Origin of the sequence: Pseudomonas sp. LRP2-20 (assembly GCF_024349685.1) — a bacterium.
In the GTDB taxonomy this organism is placed as follows: domain Bacteria; phylum Pseudomonadota; class Gammaproteobacteria; order Pseudomonadales; family Pseudomonadaceae; genus Aquipseudomonas.
Map to the genome: position 1 here is coordinate 4,262,823 of NZ_AP025944.1, position 16,970 is coordinate 4,279,792.

The following is a 16,970-nucleotide window of genomic DNA, read 5'->3' on the forward strand; positions in this document are numbered from 1 at the left end:
CGCGTCGTATGAACCAGGCGGTCGCGCGCGCCTGCCACAGGCGTTACTGGCCCGAAACAAACGTAGGAGCGAGCGCTAGCTCGCGATGCGCCGCGCGGGCGGCGCTCGATCTCAGCAACCCCAGATTACTCAAGCCCTACGCTTGGGCTCAATCAACCAGCTGGGCGTCCTTCAAGGCCCCCAGGGCCTCAAGCCAACGCGGCTGCTGCCGGTAATCCGTCCGGGCAAAGCCACGCCCACGCATCTGCGCAATGCGCGGCGACGGCTTGACCTTCAAGCGCTGCGCCGCAGTCAACGCCAGCTCCGCCGCCGCCCGGTCATTGCACACCAGGCCCATGTCGCAACCGGCGCTCAGCGCCGCCTCGATACGATTGGCCGCATCGCCGACCACATGTGCACCGGCCATCGACAGGTCGTCACTGAAGATCACCCCATCGAAGCCCAGCTCGCCACGCAGGATGTCCTGCAACCAGCGCCGCGAGAACCCGGCCGGCTGGTTGTCGACCTGTGGGTAGATGACATGCGCCGGCATTACCGCCGCCAGTTGCCCGCCAAGGCGGGAGAATGGCAACAGGTCCGCCTGGCGCAGCTGGTCGAGGCTGCGCTCGTCTGTTGGAATCGCCACATGCGAATCCGCCTCGGCCCAGCCATGCCCAGGGAAGTGCTTGCCACAAGCCGCCATGCCCGCTGCATTCATGCCCCGGATAAAGGCCCCGGCCAACTGCGTGGCGCGCTGCGGGTCGCCTTCGAAGGCACGGCTGCCAACCACCGCACTGCGCTGGTGATCGAGGTCGAGCACCGGGGCAAAGCTGAGGTCCAGGCCGACCGCCAGCACTTCGGTTGCCATCAGCCAGCCGCACTGCTCGGCCAGGTACTCGGCATTGGCATTGTCAGCGATGGCGCGCATCGCTGGCAGGCGTACGAAGCCCTGGCGCAGGCGCTGCACCCGCCCGCCTTCCTGGTCGACCGCAAGGATCAGGTCGGGGCGAATGGCGCGGATCGAGGCGCACAGTTCACGCACCTGGCGCGGGCTGTCGATGTTGCGGGCAAAGATGATCAGGCCGGCCACTTCCGGCTGGCGCAGGAGCTGGCGATCCTCGGCAGTCAGCCATTTACCGGCGATATCCACCATCAGGGAGCCTTGCAGGCTGGCGGTCATAGGCAATCCTTCATTGCAGATTCAGTGAAGCCCACTGGGGGCAGGCAGCCTCGTCGATGCGCACCGGGCAATGTGCCGGCACACACTCGAACAGGCCAAGCAGATCGGTGTTGTGCAAACGTATGCAGCCATGGGACAGCGGCACGCCCAAGGGTTCCGTGTCAGGCGTGCCGTGCAGATAGATATAGCGGCGAAAAGTGTCAACGCTACCCAGGCGATTGATGCCCGGCTCGCAGCCGCTTAGCCAGAGGATGCGGGTCAGGATCCAGTCTCGCCCGGGATGCTGCGCGTGCAGCGCCGGCGACCAGATCTCGCCCGTCCAGCGTCGCCCTTGCAGCACGGCATTGACTGGCAAGCCTGCGCCGATCCGCGCGCGCACCTGGTGCAGCCCGCGTGGCGTGCAACCCGAACCGTTGCGCTCACCTGCGCCATTACGCGCGGTGGATACCGCAAGACGCACGCGCAGCTGCCCTTGGGCAAAGCCGTAGAGGCGCTGGTCGGCGAGGGAGATGTGCAGGAAATCGAGGTCAGGCATGGGCGCTAGCTTAGCCGAAGCGCCCTGCCCCGCCCAGCCTTCAGGTCTTGACGGAAGCGCTGCCGGTCTTGCTGCGTGGGCGCAACTGGGCGCTGGCCATGGCGTTGTCGGTGACGCCAGTGTCGGCCCGCATGCCGGCAGCCAGGAACGGCACCATCAGGCGCATGACCTGCTCGATCGAGGTGTTGATGCCGAAATCGGTCTCGGCAATGGCGCGCAGCGCCTTGATCCCGGACATGCTGAACGCCGCAGCGCCGAGCATGAAGTGCACGCGCCAGAACAGCTCAAGTGGTGGAATGCGCGGTGCGGCTTCGTTGACCAGCAACATGTAGCGCCGGAACACCTTGCCGTACATGTCCTCGAGATAGCGCCGCAGGTGGCCCTGGCTCTGGCTGAAGGCCAGGCCCAGCAGGCGCATGAAGATCGACAGGTCGTTGTTGCTGCGCGGCTGCACGGCCAACGCCTGCTCCACCAGCATTTCCAGCAGCTCTTCGAGGCTGGGTTTCTGCTCTGGCTTGGCCTGACGCCGCTCCAGCTCGCGCTCGAGACTGGCGCAGAACGGCCCGAGGAAGCGCGAGAAGACCGCCTGGATCAGGGCCTTTTTCGAACCGAAATGATAGTTGACCGCTGCGAGGTTGACCCCGGCCTTGCTGGTGATCAGCCGTAACGAGGTTTCCGCAAAGCCTCTTTCCGCGAACAGCTGCTCGGCAGCATCGAGAATGCGTTCAACGGTTTCAGATTGGGCCATTACTACTCCGCCAGACAGAGACAAACAGGTGTTTGAAACATACGTTTCAGACCTGCATCTGTCAAGACTCGGTGACCGGGCGGTCGCCATTTAAAAGCGCCAGGATGCAGGCTGCAAGCGTCATCCTGGGTATTTCCTGCTGCTTTGTGCTTGCAGCGCATCCAGTACTGTATATAATTCCAGTCACTGTATAAAAAGACAGAGCGCCTGCCATGTTGAAACTGACGCCACGCCAAGCCGAGATCCTGGCTTTCATCAAACGCTGCCTCGAAGACAACGGCTTCCCACCGACGCGTGCGGAAATCGCTCAGGAACTGGGCTTCAAGTCGCCGAACGCCGCCGAGGAGCACCTCAAGGCCCTGGCCCGTAAAGGCGCCATCGAAATGACCCCGGGCGCTTCCCGTGGCATCCGTATTCCAGGCTTTGAAGCCAAGGCCGAAGAAAACGGCTTGCCGATCATTGGCCGGGTCGCCGCAGGCGCACCGATCCTCGCCGAGCAGCACATCGAGCAATCCTGCAACATCAACCCGACCTTCTTCCACCCCCGCGCCGACTATTTGTTGCGCGTGCACGGCATGAGCATGAAGGACGTCGGTATCTTCGACGGCGACCTGCTGGCAGTGCACACCTGCCGTGAGGCCCGTAATGGCCAGATCGTCGTCGCCCGCATCGGCGACGAAGTGACCGTCAAGCGCTTCAAGCGTGAAGGCAGCAAGGTCTGGCTAATCGCTGAAAACCCCGAGTTCGCCCCCATCGAAGTCGACCTGAAAGAACAGGAACTGGTGATCGAGGGTTTGAGTGTCGGCGTCATTCGCCGCTGATCCAGGAGGCGTCATGCAGCAGTCCATACAAGCACATCAGCAGGTCCAGCTTCCGCTGTTCGAAGCGTTCCTCGCCCAGCCGGTACTGCCTGGCCTGAAGGCCAGCGAGCAGGCACGCAAGAGCAGCCATCCAGAGCTGTTCAGCGAACTGTCCCTGCGTGGCGCCCCCGAACACTGCCATAGCCTGCTGGCGCCGGTATTGCGCGATCTGAGCGAAGAGGAAGAGGCCCGCTGGCTGACGCTGATTGCTCCACCCACCAGCCTGACCCAGGCCTGGCTGCGTGATGCCGGGCTCAACCGCGAACGAATCCTGCTGCTGCATCCCGGCGGTAATCAAAGCGCACTGCAACTGGCCTGTGAAGCGCTACGCCTCGGCCGCAGCCACACCGTGGTCAGCTGGCTTGGCAGCGTCAATGCTACCGCTCGCCAACAACTGGTACGCGCAGCCAGTGCCGGAAATGCACAAAGCCTGAACATCCGCCTCGGCTGATGTTCAGGCTTTGCCTGAGATGCCAGGTAAGCACACGCTTTAGTGAAGTACGCGCGGCCCTTCGTCGCGATCCAGTTCGCCATCAATGAGGCGCCCTGCCATCTGCACGCCAACGCTCAGCATGGCCTTGGCGACCTCGACATGTTGACCCTGCAGGAACGCCTTGGCGTCTTCCGAGAAATCCAGGGTTACCAGGGAGCCTTCATCCTCGGCGCGACGCAGCTCGATACGGCCATCAGGCAACTCGACAATTTCCAGAAACGACGTAGACATATAGGGCAGTTCTCCACGAAAGGCCGTTAGTGTACCAGCCGCTGCAGCTATCAGCACTCACTCAACGCGTCGCGGAAACGTCTCACCAAACCTTTAAGGTTGTTGCGCCAGCTTTCCAACTCTTCCCGCGACAACGCAGGATGCTCAGGTTCATCGAGATTGACGGCCTGAATCAGCGGCTGGGTGACGTCGGTTTTCGGCGTTTTTTTCGCGACCGGTGGTCGGAACAAATCGGCATAAGCACTGAGCAGTTGCGCCAGCCAGGTTTCACGCTGGCGAATCAGCTCGAGCATTTCCGCAACTTCAGGGATGGCGATGCTGTTCAATGCATCGTCGGCGAGCGCCTGCTCGACCGAAGCCACCACAGGCAAGCGGTAGAAGCCACCGATTTCATGACACAGCCCCAGCAGCGCGCCGTACAGGTGGAACAGCGCCGACTCACGCTCGGCCTGGACCAGACCCTGAGCGTTCATGGCCTGGCTCTGTTCGGCCTTGGCCATCGATTCGAGAGCGAGGCCGGCGAAGAACAGTTTTTGATTGGTGCGGGTGTAGAGTTCCTGGGCCATTTTCAATGCCCTCCGTAAGGCTGCGAGGCGGATAGCTGCATCATAAATGATTAGGGCCGCTTTGCGGCCCATCGCCGGCAAGCCCGGCTCCCACAAGGTTGCATCAAGCCCGAAGACTACACAGTACCTGTGGGAGCCGGGCTTGCCGGCGATGGGCTGCAAAGCAGCCCCAATCAAAGCACTGAGGGATCAGCGCTTGTCTTCAACCTTCCAAGCACCACCGTCGTAGAACGCTTTCCAGCCGGTCGGCTTGCCATCGACCTCGGACTGCACGTACTGCTCCTTGGTCTTGCGGCTGTAACGAATCACTGCTGGGCGCCCTTCCGGGTCTTTCTGCGGCGCATCGCACAGGAAGTGGTACTTCGGATCTATCTCGTGCTTGTGCGGCACGATCTCCGACACGAGCGGTGCACGGGTTTCGCGATTTTTCGGGAACTGGCTGGCAGCCAGGAACAACCCCGAAGCGCCGTCACGCAGCACATAGGTGTCATCGACCTTCTCGCACTTGAGCTCCGGCATATCCACCTTGTCCATCTTCGGTGGCGCTGCCTCACCGCTCTTGAGCAGCTTGCGGGTGTTCTTGCACGCAGGGTTGGTGCAGCCGAAGAACTTGCCGAAACGGCCGGTCTTGAGCTGCATTTCGCTGCCGCACTTGTCGCACTCCAGGCTCGGCCCTTCGTAGCCCTTGATGCGGTAGCTGCCCTGCTCGATCTCGTAGCCGGCGCAATCCGGGTTGTTACCGCAGATGTGCAGCTTGTGCTTCTCGTCCAGCAGGTAGGCATCCATCGCCGTGGCGCAGATCGGGCAGCGGTGCTTGCCCAGCAGCACGCGCGATTCCGATTCACCCTCGTCGTCCGCAGCAATCTCGTCACCCGGCACCAGGTTCACGGTGGCCTTGCAGCGTTCCTTCGGCGGCAGGCTGTAACCCGAGCAACCCAGGAACACACCGGTGGAAGCAGTGCGGATCATCATCGGCCGGCCGCATTCCTTGCACGGAATGTTGGTCATGGTCGGCTGGTTGGCGCGCATGCCGCTTTCAGGAGACTCTGCGGTCAGCAGTTTCTTGCTGAAGTCGCCGTAGAACTCGTCGAGTACGTTTTTCCAGTCACGCTCACCCTGGGCCACGTCGTCGAGATTCTCTTCCATGTCGGCGGTGAAGCCGTAGTCCATCAGGTTGGAGAAGCTTTCCGACAGGCGCTCGGTGACGATGTCACCCATCTTCTCGGAGTAGAAGCGGCGATTGTGCAGGGTGACGTAACCGCGATCCTGAATGGTGGAAATGATCGCCGCATAGGTCGACGGGCGGCCAATGCCGCGCTTTTCCATTTCCTTGACCAGGCTGGCTTCGGTGAAGCGCGCTGGCGGCTTGGTGAAGTGCTGGCTCGGGTCGAGCTGGATCAGCTTGAGCGCTTCGCCCTGGGCCATTTCCGGCAGCACGTCGTCTTCGCCCGGCTTGCTCTGCTGTGGCAGCACACGGGTGTAACCGTCGAACTTGAGGATGCGGCCCTTGGCGCGCAGCTCGAAGTCGCCCGCTGCCACGGTGACGCTGGTGGACAGGTACTGCGCCGGAGGCATCTGGCAGGCCAGGAACTGGCGCCAGATCAGCTCGTACAGGCGCTCTGCGTCCCGCTCCATGCCACTGAGCTTGGTCGGGTGCGTGTTGACGTCGGACGGGCGAATCGCCTCGTGCGCTTCCTGGGCACCTTCCTTGCTGCCGTACACCAGCGGGGCTTCCGGCAGGTACTGCTTGCCGAACTCGCGTTCGATGTAGCTGCGCGCCATGTCCAGGGCGTCGGCCGACAGGTTGGTCGAGTCGGTACGCATGTAGGTGATGTAACCCGCTTCGTACAGACGCTGGGCCATCATCATGGTCTTCTTCACCCCGAAGCCCAGGCGGTTGCTCGCCGCCTGCTGCAGGGTGGAGGTGATGAACGGGGCCGACGGCTTGCTGCTGGTCGGGCGGTCTTCGCGCTTGATCACGCTGTAGCTGGAAGCCTTGAGCTTCTCCAGCGCGGCCATGGCCTGGGCTTCGTTCAGCGGTTTGAAGGCTTCGCCTTTCTCGCGCGCCACTTCGAAGCGCACCTTGGCGCTCTTGGCAGTACCGAGATCGGCGTGCACTTCCCAGTATTCTTCCGGCACGAAGGCGCGGATCTCGCGCTCACGCTCGACCACCAGCTTCACCGCGACCGACTGCACGCGGCCGGCAGACAGGCCACGGGCGATCTTGGCCCACAGCAGTGGCGAGACCATGTAGCCCACCACGCGGTCGAGGAAACGCCGCGCCTGCTGGGCATTGACCCGGTCGATATCCAGCTCGCCAGGCTGCGAGAACGCTTCCTGAATCGCCTTCTTGGTAATTTCGTTGAACACCACGCGCTTGTAGCGGGTGTCGTCACCACCGATGGCTTCGCGCAGGTGCCAGGCAATGGCTTCCCCTTCGCGATCCAAGTCGGTTGCGAGGTAGATGGTGTCGGCATCCTTGGCCAGGCGGCGCAGCTCTTCGATCACCTTCTCCTTGCCGGGAAGGATCTCGTACTTGGCCTTCCAACCGTGCTCGGGGTCGACGCCCATGCGCGCCACCAGCTGGCGACGGGCCTTCTCTTTCGGCGACAGCGCCGGAGCCTCACCCGCAGCGGCCTTGCCACGCTTGGCGGCCGGCTCTTTGCTTGCGCTGGCCGAACCGCTGGTGGGGAGGTCTCGGATATGGCCGATACTCGACTTCACCACGTACTGGTTGCCCAGGTACTTGTTGATGGTCTTGGCCTTGGCCGGGGATTCCACAATGACCAGCGATTTGCCCATGGATCGGAGTATTCCTGAATCTGAAGATGAAAAACGCGTCAGGTGCCGGACGCGGCACCGCTATATATAGTGGCAAAAGAGTGAGGTCAAGCGTGGTCGATCACGCTTGCGACTTGCCAGACAGCTCAGGCAGCCCTTCTTCGGCCTTGACCAAAGCAAAGCGCGGCACCTGCTCGCCGTCAACCTCGACGGACTCCTGGAACATCGCAAGCGGCCTTACCCAGAAGCTGTAATCACCATACAGACATTGGTAGAAGACCATCCACTCTTCATTCTCGGAGTGCCGTGCAACACTGAAGACACGGTACTCAGGCCCTTTGTAATGCCGGTATACGCCTGGTTGTATCTGCATGTCGCCCTTCCTCTTGAAACAAATTCTGTAAAAAACAAAAACCGGGGCACAAGGCCCCGGCTGCTGTCCCACAACGCGATCAGACGCGCTCGAAGACAGTGGTGATACCTTGTCCAAGGCCGACGCACATGGTCGCCACCCCCAGGGTGCCGCCATTTTGCTTCATGACGTTGAGCAGGGTGCCGGAAATCCGTGCACCGGAGCAACCGAACGGGTGGCCCAAAGCGATGGCGCCGCCGTGCAGGTTAACCTTCTCATCCATCTTGTCGAGCACTTTCAAGTCTTTGAGCACTGGCAGGGCCTGTGCGGCGAAGGCTTCGTTGAGCTCGATGAAGTCGATATCGGCCATGGTCAGGCCGGCGCGCTTGAGGGCTTTCTGGGTCGATGGCACCGGGCCGTAGCCCATGATCGCCGGGTCGACACCGGCCACCGCCATCGAGCGGATCACTGCCAGTGGCTGGATGCCCAGGTCCATGGCACGCTGACCGGACATGACGATCATGCACGAAGCGCCGTCGGTGATCTGCGACGAAGTACCGGCCGTCACGGTGCCGCCTTTCGGGTTGAACGCCGGCTTCAGCGACGCCAGGCCCTCGAGGGTGGTTTCCGGGCGAATGGTCTCGTCGAAATCGAAGACCTTGAGGAAACCCTTCTCGTCATAGCCCTGCATCGGGATGATCTCGTCCTTGAACTTGCCTTCGACCGTCGCCTTGTGGGCGAGCTGGTGCGAACGCAGGCCGAACAGGTCCTGCTGCTCACGGCTGATGCCATGCATCTTGCCCAGCATCTCGGCGGTCAGGCCCATCATCCCGGACGCCTTGGCAGCGTGCAGGGACAGGTGTGGGTTAGGGTCGACACCATGCATCATGCTGACGTGGCCCATGTGCTCGACGCCACCGACCACGAACACGTCACCGTTGCCGGTCATGATCGCCTGGGCAGCGGTGTGCAGCGCGCTCATCGACGAGCCGCACAGGCGGCTGACGGTCTGGGCGGCCGAGGTGTGCGGAATCTGGGTCATCAGCGACGCCATGCGGGCGATGTTCCAGCCCTGCTCCAGGGTCTGGTTGACGCAGCCCCAGATCACGTCTTCGACTTCTTTCGGGTCGACCTTGGCGTTACGTTCCAGCAGCTTGCTGATCAGGTGCGCGGACATGTCTTCGGCGCGGGTGTTGCGGTGCATGCCACCCTTGGAGCGGCCCATGGGGGTGCGACCGAAGTCGACAATCACCACGTCTCTTGGATTCAGGCTCATATCAAATCTCTCGCTCTAGCTCGTTGACCACTCAGTTGAAGAAGCGCTGGCCGTTCTTGGCCATTTCACGCAGCTTCGCGGTCGGGTGGTACAGCGGCCCCAGGTCGGCGTACTGATCGGCCAGGGCAACGAATTCGGCCACACCGATCGAGTCGATGTAGCGCAGCGCACCACCCCGGAAGGGAGGGAAGCCAATGCCGTAGACCAGGCCCATGTCGGCTTCGGCGGCGGTTTCGACGATGCCGTCTTCCAGGCAGCGCACGGTCTCCAGGCACAGCGGCACCATCATCCAGTTGATGATGTCTTCGTCGGTCACTTCACGCTGCTCGAAGACGATCGGCTTGAGCACATCCAGCACGGTGGCATCGAAGACTTTCTTCGGCTTGCCGCGCTTGTCGGTCTCGTAGGCGTAGAAGCCCTTGCCGTTCTTCTGGCCCAGGCGGTTGGCCTCGTAAAGGGCGTCGACGGCCGAGCGGCGCTCGTCCTTCATGCGGTCCGGGAAGCCTTCGGCCATCACGTCGCGGCCGTGGTGGCCGGTGTCGATGCCGACCACGTCCATCAGGTAGGCCGGGCCCATCGGCCAGCCGAACTTCTCCATGACCTTGTCGATGCGCACGAAATCGACGCCAGCGCTGACCAGCTTGGCGAAACCGCCGAAGTACGGGAACAGCACGCGGTTGACCAGGAAGCCCGGGCAGTCGTTGACCACGATCGGGTTCTTGCCCATCTTCTTGGCGTAGGCCACGGTGGTGGCGACCGCCACTTCACTGGACTTCTCGCCACGGATCACTTCCACCAGCGGCATCATGTGCACCGGGTTGAAGAAGTGCATGCCGACGAAGTTTTCCGGGCGCTTGAGCGCCTTGGCCAGCAGGTTGATGGAGATGGTCGAGGTGTTGGAAGCAAGGATCGCATCCTCTTTCACCTGGCCTTCCACTTCAGCCAGCACGGCCTGCTTGACCTTCGGGTTCTCGACCACGGCTTCGACGACGATGTCGACATTGGCGAAGTCGCCGTACGACAGGGTCGGGCGAATGGCGTTGAGCGCCTCGGCCATTTTCGCCGGGGTCAGACGGCCTTTCTCGACGCGGTTGCCGAGCAGCTTGGAAGCCTCGTTCAGGCCCAGCTGGATGGCTTCCTCGCGGATGTCCTTCATCAGGATCGGGGTGCCCTTGACCGCCGATTGGTAGGCGATGCCGCCACCCATGATGCCGGCGCCGAGCACGGCGGCCTGCTTCACGTCGTGGGCGATCTCGTCATGGGCCTTGGCCTTGCGCTTGAGCTCCTGGTCATTCAGGAACAGGCCGATCAGGCTTTCGGCAACCGAGGTCTTGGCCAGCTTGGCAAAGCCGGCGGCCTCCACTTCCAGGGCCTTGTCACGGCCGAAGTTGGCGGCTTTCTGGATAGTCTTGATGGCTTCGACCGGCGCCGGGTAGTTCGGGCCAGCCTGGCCAGCGACGAAGCCCTTGGCGGTCTCGAAGGCCATCATCTGTTCGATGGCGTTGAGCTTGAGCTTTTCCAGCTTGGGCTGGCGCTTGGCCTTGTAGTCCAGCTCGCCACTGATGGCGCGCTTGATCAGGTCCAGGGCACCGGCCTGCAGCAGTTCAGGGGCGACCACGGCATCGACGGCGCCGACTTTCAGGGCGTCTTCGGCACGGTTTTCCTTGCCGGCGGCGATCCACTCGATGGCGTTGTCCGAGCCGATCAGGCGCGGCAGGCGCACGGTGCCACCGAAGCCTGGGTAGATGCCCAGCTTGACTTCAGGCAGGCCGATCTTGGCGCTGGTAGACATGACCCGGTAGTCGGCTGCCAGGCACATTTCCAGGCCGCCACCCAGGGCGATGCCGTTGATGGCCGCCACGGTCGGCACTTCGAGGTCTTCGAAAGCGTTGAAGATGCGGTTGGCTTCCAGGTTGCCGGCAACCAGTTCGGCCTCGGGCAGCTTGAAGTTATCGACGAATTCGGTGATGTCGGCGCCGACGATGAACACGTCCTTGCCACTGCTGACGATCACGCCTTTCACCGAGGCGTCGGCCTTGATGGCGTCGACGGCCTGGCGCAGCTCGTCCAGGGTCAGGCGATTGAACTTGTTGACGGACTCACCCTTGAGGTCGAACTTCAGTTCGACAATGCCGCTTTCAAGAGCCTTAACCGTGATGGCTTTACCTTCGTAAATCATCAACTGATCTCCACGATATGGAAGCTGAACTGTACACGCCGAACACTGGTGGAAGAGCTGGCTTTTGCCGCCCCTGCCCCAGGCACACCCGTCAGCGCGCTAGTCGGGATTCTGTATGAGCGGGATGACATACAAACGCTCAATTCATACGCCCGTTTGATTTGGGTATGCACACATTCTCCGAAAAGATCGGCGTTGTCAAATGCTCCCGAACGGAGTGAAAACGCGACTTTCCGGTCATTTTGTATCGCCGGGGGCCAAAACATGATGACAGTGATTGCCGATCATTCATGTCAGCGATTGACCACAAGGAAACCGCCCGCACTGCATTTTTTTCATGCAGCCGGCCGGAGAATGACTACACTGCGACTGGATTCAAGAATTTCCCGGCCTGCCTGGCCTTTTCTGCGCTGCAGAAACGACAAAGCGGCAACCTGGTAGCTACCGGGTTGCCGCTTTGTCGTTCTGGGCCATCAAGCGAGGGCGTCGAAGGCGTGGGCAATATCCTGCAATACAGATTCATCACCGCGCTCGCTCCAGTACAGGGCGATCATGCGCTTGTCGGCCTCGACCTTGTAGACAGTCTCTGGCAGGCGCGCGAACACCTCGTTCAGGCGCGGCTCTTCGCACACTTCCTTCCACTGGTTCCACCAGACGCCGGGGCTGACCTGCCAGTAGCACCAGCTGTCCTCGTGCCCCCGGCGGCGCCCACGGTGGTACTGCGGGCACGGGCTCGGCGGCTCCTTTTCCAGCCAGTGCGGCCATTGCTGCGGTGCCAGCTGCATGGCCAGGCCCATGCGCCGCGCCTCCAGGCGCAAGCTCATCTGCTGCCCCTGCTTGCGCGACAGCCGCAGCCAGGAAAGCGGGCTGAGAATCAGCGCAAGGATTGACACCACCAGCCATACCGTCATATCTGTAGATTCCATAAAGCGTTGCAAATGAGCGGGTTACTCAGGTTTCACGGATGACCTGCCGGAAAGCGACCATACTTCTACTATCGCGATTGTCAGGAGTACAGCTCATGTCCTACGAACATCTTCTGGTCGCCGTCGACCTCACCGAAGAATGCGACCCGGTGATCAAACGTGCCATGGCGCTGGCGGCACCGTCGAATGCCAAGGTCTCGCTGGTGCATATCGTCGAACCGATGGCCATGGCCTTTGGCGGCGATGTACCGATGGACCTGTCGCAACTGCAACAGCAGCAGTTCGACCAGGCCAAGGAGCGCATGGAACGCCTGTTCAACAAGTACCCCGACATCAACCGCGGCGACTCGCACCTGACCTACGGCCAGCCACGTCAGGAAATTCACCAACTGGCCAAGGAGCAGAAGTGCGACCTGATCGTGGTCGGCAGCCATGGTCGGCATGGCCTGGCCTTGCTGCTGGGCTCCACCGCCAATGACGTGCTGCACGGCGCGCCGTGCGATGTGCTGGCGGTGCGTTTGCAGAAAAAAGAATGATTTAGCCTGCGCCGGCCTCTTCGCGGGTAAACCCGCTCCCACAGGTATCGCACAGATCTGAAAACTGGTGCAGTACCTGTGGGAGCGGGTTTACCCGCGAAGAGGCCAGCACAGCAGACTTAGCCTTCCAGCTCGGCCCACCGCTCTACCAGCGCATCCAGTTCACCCTGCAGCTTTTCGATCCTGGCCAGCACCGCCGAAGTCTCGGCAATCGGCCGCTGATAGAAGCCAGCTGCGTTCACTTCATCCTGGGCCTCGGCCATGCGCTGTTCGACCTCGTCGATCTGCCCCGGCAGCATTTCCAGCTCGCGCTGCAGCTTGTAGCTGAGCTTCTTCTTCGAAGCCTCCGCTACCGGCGCCGCTGGCGCAGGCGCGGCCACTTCCACCGGCTTTTCGACCACGGCACTGTTGAGCTCGGACTTGCCACCCTTGCTTTCGGTCACCCCGAGCAGCTTCGCCGAACCACCCTGGCGGATCCAGTCCTCATAGCCACCGACGTACTCGCGCACCTTGCCCTCGCCTTCAAACACCAGGGTGCTGGTGACGACGTTGTCGAGGAAGGCCCGGTCGTGGCTGACCATCAGCACGGTACCCTTGTAGTTGCACAGCACCTCTTCGAGCAGCTCGAGGGTTTCCACATCCAGGTCGTTGGTCGGTTCGTCGAGCACCAGCAGGTTGGCCGGCTTGCTGAACAGCTTGGCCAGCAGCAGGCGCGCACGCTCGCCACCGGACAACGCCTTGACCGGCGTGCGCGCACGTTGCGGGCTGAACAGGAAATCACCGAGGTAGCTCAGCACATGGCGGTTCTGGCCATCGATCTCGATGAAGTCACGGCCTTCGGCGAGGTTGTCGATGACGGTCTTTTCCAGGTCTAGCTGGTGGCGCATCTGGTCGAAGTAGGCCACTTCCAGCTTGGTACCGCGCTCGACCTTTCCTGCCGTAGGCTGCAGGTCACCGAGCATCATCTTCAACAGGGTGGTCTTGCCGGTACCATTGGCACCCAGCAGGCCGATGCGGTCCTGGCGCTGCAGGACCATGGAAAAGTCCTTGACCAGCAGTGGGCCATCGGCGTGATGGAAGCTGACGTTCTCCAGCACCATCACCTGCTTGCCGGACTTGTCCGCTGCCTCGATCTGGATGTTGGCCTTGCCCTGGCGCTCGCGACGTTCACTGCGCTCGACACGCAGCGCCTTGAGTGCACGCACGCGGCCTTCGTTACGGGTGCGGCGGGCCTTGATGCCCTGGCGGATCCACACCTCTTCCTGGGCCAGGCGCTTGTCGAACAGCGCATTGGCAGTCTCTTCGGCGGCCAGCGCGGCCTCCTTGTGCACCAGGAAGCTGGCGTAGTCGCCGTTCCAGTCGATCAGGCCGCCGCGGTCCAGTTCGAGGATGCGCGTGGCGAGGTTCTGCAGGAAGGAACGGTCGTGGGTGATGAACAGCACGGCGCCGTTGAAGCCACGCAGGGCTTCTTCGAGCCAGGCGATGGCACCGATGTCCAGGTGGTTGGTCGGCTCGTCAAGCAGCAGCAGATCAGGCTCCGACACCAGCGCCTGGGCCAGCAGCACGCGGCGGCGCCAGCCACCGGAGAGCTCGGCCAGGGTCTTGTCGGCAGGCAGCTGCAGGCGGCTCAGGGTGCTTTCCACCACCTGCTGCAAGCGCCAGCCATCGCGGGCCTCCAGCTCGTGCTGGACGTGCATGAGCTTTTCCAGATCTTCATCGCCCTGGATGTTCTGGCTCAGGTGGTGGAACTCGGCCAGCAACTCGCCAACACCATCCAGGCCAGCGGCGACCACGTCGAACACCGTGCGCTCGTCGGCGACCGGCAGCTCCTGCGGCAGCTCACCGATCTTCAGCCCAGGGGCACGCCAGATTTCGCCGTCGTCGCCCTTCTGCTCGCCCTTGACCAGGCGCAGCATGCTCGACTTGCCGGTGCCGTTGCGGCCGATGATGCACACCCGCTCGCCACGGGCGATCTGCCAGGACACTTTGTCCAGCAGCGGCATCGCGCCGAATGCGAGGGACACATCGCTGAATTTGAGCAGGGTCATGTTCGTCTCCAGAAAGCGGGCGCGCATTCTACCTGACTTGGCCCCTTCCGGCATTAAGTTGACTGCCGTACAGGGGCTTGGCGACGCCCGGTCGGCGTTAACGCCCGGTTACAAGCACAGCGCTATCACCCGTCGCCGGCAAACGGCTAAGCTAATGCAATCAGATTTCAACAGTGCTGGCTTCGCCGTCACTTCCCCATGGTTCAACTGCCCGGACGTATCATGCGCAGCCGCCTGTTACAGATTGCTTCCTGCCTGCTGCTCACCGCCGCCACCGCCAGTGCGGCGCAGGCCATCGACCTTTCCCAGCAACGCCAGTACTACGACGAGGCCAAGCGTGCGCTGGCCAAGGGCGACAAAGGCCCGTACCTGCGCTACGCCCAGGCGCTGCGCGACTACCCGCTCACGCCGTATCTGGCGTACGACGAACTGACCGCGCGCCTGAAGAGTGCCAGCAACGAGGAAATCGAAGGTTTCCTGGCCAAGCACGGCGACCTGCCCCAGGCCAACTGGATGAAACTGCGCTGGCTGCGCTGGCTGGCCGAACGCGGCGAGTGGAATACCTTCGTCAAGTACTACGACCCCAAGCTCAACTTCACGGAGCTGGACTGCCTCAATGGCCAGTACCAGCTGAGCCATGGCCAGCGCGCCGAAGGCTTCGCCAGCGCTGACAAGCTGTGGAACGTCGGCAAGACGCAACCAGCTGCCTGCGACACCCTGTTCGGCATGTGGGCCGCGGAAGGCCAGTTGACCGAGGCCAAGCGCTGGAACCGCGCCAAGCTGGCGGCCCAGGCGCGCAACTACGCGCTGGCCAACAGCTTGGTGCAGGGCCTGACCACCCTCGGGCCGCAGGGCCGCTTGCTGATCGACGTGGCGCAGAAGCCCGAACTGCTCAACCAGCCTTCACGCTTCACCCCGGCCAACGAGGCCATGGCCGACGTGGTCAGCCTCGGCCTGCGCCGCCTGGCCAGGCAGGATCCCGATCGCGCCATGCAGATGCTCGACGACTACGCCCAGCGCATGCATTTCTCCCGCGACGAGAAGGTCGCCATCGCCCGCGAGATCGGCCTGACCCTGGCCCGCCGTTACGACCCGCGCGCCCTTGACCTGATGACCCGCTACGACCCCGAGCTGCGCGACAACACGGTCAGCGAATGGCGTCTGCGCCTGCTGCTGCGCCTGGGCCGCTGGGAAGACGCCTACGACCTGACCAAGCGCCTGCCACAGGACCTGGCCAGCAGCAACCGCTGGAAGTACTGGCAGGCACGCAGCCTGGAACTGGCCCAGCCGAACAACCCGCAGATCCCATTGCTGTACAAGAACGTGGCACGCGAGCGCGACTTCTACGGTTTCCTCGCGGCTGACCGGGCAAAAACGCCTTACCAGCTGAACAACAAGCCACTGCTGTTGAGCCCGCAACTGGTCAACAAGGTGCGCAACACCCCTGGCATCCAGCGCGCCCTTGAGTTCCACGCCCGCGGCCAGGTGGTCGAAGGCCGTCGCGAGTGGTACCACGTGAGCCGCCACTTCACCCGTGACGAAATGGTCGCCCAGGCACGCCTGGCCTACGACATGCACTGGTACTTCCCGGCGATTCGCACCATCAGCCAGGCGCAGTACTGGGACGACCTGGATATCCGCTTCCCGATGGCCTACCGCGACACCCTGGTGCGCGAAGCCAAGGTGCGTGGGCTGCACTCGAGCTGGGTGTTTGCCATCACCCGCCAGGAAAGCGCCTTCATGGAGGATGCCCGTTCCAGTGTCGGTGCCAGTGGACTGATGCAGGTGATGCCGGCCACCGCAAAGGAGACCGCACGCAAGTTCAGCATCCCGCTGGCTTCGCCGCAGCAGATGTTCAACCCGGAGAAGAACATTCAGGTCGGCGCGGCCTACCTGAGCCAGGTGCACGGCCAGTTCAACGGCAACCGGGTACTGGCATCTGCGGCCTACAACGCGGGCCCCGGGCGCGTGCGGCAGTGGCTCAAAGGCGCCAAGCACCTGAGCTTCGACGTGTGGGTGGAATCGATCCCGTTCGACGAGACGCGCCAGTATGTGCAGAACGTGCTGTCGTATTCGGTGATCTACGGGCAGAAGCTCAATGTGCCACAGCCGCTGGTGGACTGGCATGAGCGCTACTTTGATGACATGTGAATACTGCTGAACCGGTACCGGCCTGTGGGAGCCGAGCTTGCCGGCGATCGAGGGCGAAGCCCTCGCCTGCGGCCAGCAGACCTCCCGAAATTCCGAAAACCCCGGGGCCGCTTTGCGGCCCATCGACGC

The 16,970-nt window shown here is 62.5% G+C and carries 15 protein-coding genes; 4 read left to right on the forward strand and 11 right to left on the reverse strand.

The window, feature by feature from the left end; genetic code table 11:
- Positions 1-148: 148 nt before the first annotated feature.
- From nagZ to OCX61_RS19110, 3 genes are read right to left on the reverse strand one after another with little or no spacing between them, the layout of a single operon-like run.
- On the reverse strand, positions 149-1,147 hold the full coding sequence (gene nagZ, locus OCX61_RS19100) for a beta-N-acetylhexosaminidase (RefSeq protein WP_261944339.1): 999 nt from the start codon (positions 1,145-1,147) through the stop codon (positions 149-151).
- A gap of 22 nt (positions 1,148-1,169) precedes the next feature.
- The gene (locus tag OCX61_RS19105) at positions 1,170-1,694 is read right to left on the reverse strand and encodes a L,D-transpeptidase (RefSeq protein WP_261940920.1); all 525 of its coding nucleotides are present in this window, start codon (positions 1,692-1,694) and stop codon (positions 1,170-1,172) included.
- Positions 1,695-1,734: 40 nt separating this feature from the next.
- Positions 1,735-2,442, reverse strand: a complete 708-nt coding sequence (locus tag OCX61_RS19110) for a TetR/AcrR family transcriptional regulator (protein WP_261940921.1) — start codon at positions 2,440-2,442, stop codon at positions 1,735-1,737.
- 212 nt (positions 2,443-2,654) lie between these two features.
- On the opposite strand from OCX61_RS19110, the gene lexA reads away from it, so the two are divergent.
- Together lexA and sulA are read left to right on the forward strand one after the other, a co-directional pair.
- Positions 2,655-3,263 (forward strand): transcriptional repressor LexA, encoded by a 609-nt coding sequence (lexA, locus tag OCX61_RS19115; RefSeq protein ID WP_261940922.1) that lies wholly within the window; start codon positions 2,655-2,657, stop codon positions 3,261-3,263.
- A gap of 13 nt (positions 3,264-3,276) precedes the next feature.
- A complete protein-coding gene (gene sulA / locus OCX61_RS19120) occupies positions 3,277-3,753 on the forward strand; it encodes an SOS-induced cell division inhibitor SulA (RefSeq protein WP_261940923.1) in 477 nt (158 codons plus the stop codon).
- Positions 3,754-3,792: 39 nt separating this feature from the next.
- On the opposite strand, the gene OCX61_RS19125 is transcribed toward sulA, so the two are convergent.
- The 7 genes from OCX61_RS19125 to OCX61_RS19155 all read right to left on the reverse strand — a co-directional run bounded on the left by OCX61_RS19125 (position 3,793) and on the right by OCX61_RS19155 (position 12,091).
- Positions 3,793-4,026, reverse strand: a complete 234-nt coding sequence (locus OCX61_RS19125) for a hypothetical protein (protein WP_261940924.1) — start codon at positions 4,024-4,026, stop codon at positions 3,793-3,795.
- A gap of 50 nt (positions 4,027-4,076) precedes the next feature.
- Complete coding sequence (locus OCX61_RS19130; protein ID WP_261940925.1) at positions 4,077-4,592, reverse strand: DUF6586 family protein; 516 nt, start codon at positions 4,590-4,592, stop codon at positions 4,077-4,079.
- Between the two features lie 189 nt (positions 4,593-4,781).
- On the reverse strand, positions 4,782-7,394 hold the full coding sequence (topA, locus tag OCX61_RS19135; RefSeq protein WP_261940926.1) for a type I DNA topoisomerase: 2,613 nt from the start codon (positions 7,392-7,394) through the stop codon (positions 4,782-4,784).
- Between the two features lie 100 nt (positions 7,395-7,494).
- Positions 7,495-7,746, reverse strand: coding sequence for a DUF1653 domain-containing protein (locus OCX61_RS19140; protein ID WP_079227151.1), 252 nt, complete (start codon positions 7,744-7,746; stop codon positions 7,495-7,497).
- Between the two features lie 79 nt (positions 7,747-7,825).
- Positions 7,826-9,001, reverse strand: coding sequence for an acetyl-CoA C-acyltransferase FadA (fadA, locus tag OCX61_RS19145; RefSeq protein WP_261940927.1), 1,176 nt, complete (start codon positions 8,999-9,001; stop codon positions 7,826-7,828).
- A 31-nt stretch (positions 9,002-9,032) separates the two neighbouring features.
- Positions 9,033-11,180: a fatty acid oxidation complex subunit alpha FadB gene (fadB, locus tag OCX61_RS19150; protein ID WP_261940928.1), complete on the reverse strand. Its 2,148-nt coding sequence runs from the start codon at positions 11,178-11,180 to the stop codon at positions 9,033-9,035.
- A gap of 473 nt (positions 11,181-11,653) precedes the next feature.
- Positions 11,654-12,091, reverse strand: coding sequence for a hypothetical protein (locus OCX61_RS19155; protein ID WP_261940929.1), 438 nt, complete (start codon positions 12,089-12,091; stop codon positions 11,654-11,656).
- A 110-nt stretch (positions 12,092-12,201) separates the two neighbouring features.
- Here OCX61_RS19155 and OCX61_RS19160 point away from each other — a divergent pair, with 110 nt between their 5' ends.
- A complete protein-coding gene (locus tag OCX61_RS19160) occupies positions 12,202-12,642 on the forward strand; it encodes a universal stress protein (RefSeq protein ID WP_261940930.1) in 441 nt (146 codons plus the stop codon).
- Between the two features lie 119 nt (positions 12,643-12,761).
- On the opposite strand, the gene OCX61_RS19165 is transcribed toward OCX61_RS19160, so the two are convergent.
- On the reverse strand, positions 12,762-14,690 hold the full coding sequence (locus tag OCX61_RS19165) for an ATP-binding cassette domain-containing protein (protein ID WP_261940931.1): 1,929 nt from the start codon (positions 14,688-14,690) through the stop codon (positions 12,762-12,764).
- A gap of 222 nt (positions 14,691-14,912) precedes the next feature.
- Between OCX61_RS19165 and OCX61_RS19170 the strand changes: the two genes are divergently transcribed.
- On the forward strand, positions 14,913-16,841 hold the full coding sequence (locus OCX61_RS19170) for a transglycosylase SLT domain-containing protein (RefSeq protein ID WP_261940932.1): 1,929 nt from the start codon (positions 14,913-14,915) through the stop codon (positions 16,839-16,841).
- Positions 16,842-16,970: the final 129 nt, after the last annotated feature.

Coding starts and splice junctions, on each gene's coding strand:
- OCX61_RS19160 (WP_261940930.1), top strand. CDS start 12,202: ATGTCCTACGAACATCTTCTGGTCGCCGTCGACCTCACCGAAGAATGC.
- topA (WP_261940926.1), bottom strand. CDS start 7,394: ATGGGCAAATCGCTGGTCATTGTGGAATCCCCGGCCAAGGCCAAGACC.
- OCX61_RS19130 (WP_261940925.1), bottom strand. CDS start 4,592: ATGGCCCAGGAACTCTACACCCGCACCAATCAAAAACTGTTCTTCGCC.
- OCX61_RS19155 (WP_261940929.1), bottom strand. CDS start 12,091: ATGACGGTATGGCTGGTGGTGTCAATCCTTGCGCTGATTCTCAGCCCG.
- OCX61_RS19170 (WP_261940932.1), top strand. CDS start 14,913: ATGCGCAGCCGCCTGTTACAGATTGCTTCCTGCCTGCTGCTCACCGCC.
- sulA (WP_261940923.1), top strand. CDS start 3,277: ATGCAGCAGTCCATACAAGCACATCAGCAGGTCCAGCTTCCGCTGTTC.
- OCX61_RS19105 (WP_261940920.1), bottom strand. CDS start 1,694: ATGCCTGACCTCGATTTCCTGCACATCTCCCTCGCCGACCAGCGCCTC.
- lexA (WP_261940922.1), top strand. CDS start 2,655: ATGTTGAAACTGACGCCACGCCAAGCCGAGATCCTGGCTTTCATCAAA.
- fadB (WP_261940928.1), bottom strand. CDS start 11,180: ATGATTTACGAAGGTAAAGCCATCACGGTTAAGGCTCTTGAAAGCGGC.
- fadA (WP_261940927.1), bottom strand. CDS start 9,001: ATGAGCCTGAATCCAAGAGACGTGGTGATTGTCGACTTCGGTCGCACC.
- OCX61_RS19110 (WP_261940921.1), bottom strand. CDS start 2,442: ATGGCCCAATCTGAAACCGTTGAACGCATTCTCGATGCTGCCGAGCAG.
- OCX61_RS19140 (WP_079227151.1), bottom strand. CDS start 7,746: ATGCAGATACAACCAGGCGTATACCGGCATTACAAAGGGCCTGAGTAC.
- OCX61_RS19165 (WP_261940931.1), bottom strand. CDS start 14,690: ATGACCCTGCTCAAATTCAGCGATGTGTCCCTCGCATTCGGCGCGATG.
- OCX61_RS19125 (WP_261940924.1), bottom strand. CDS start 4,026: ATGTCTACGTCGTTTCTGGAAATTGTCGAGTTGCCTGATGGCCGTATC.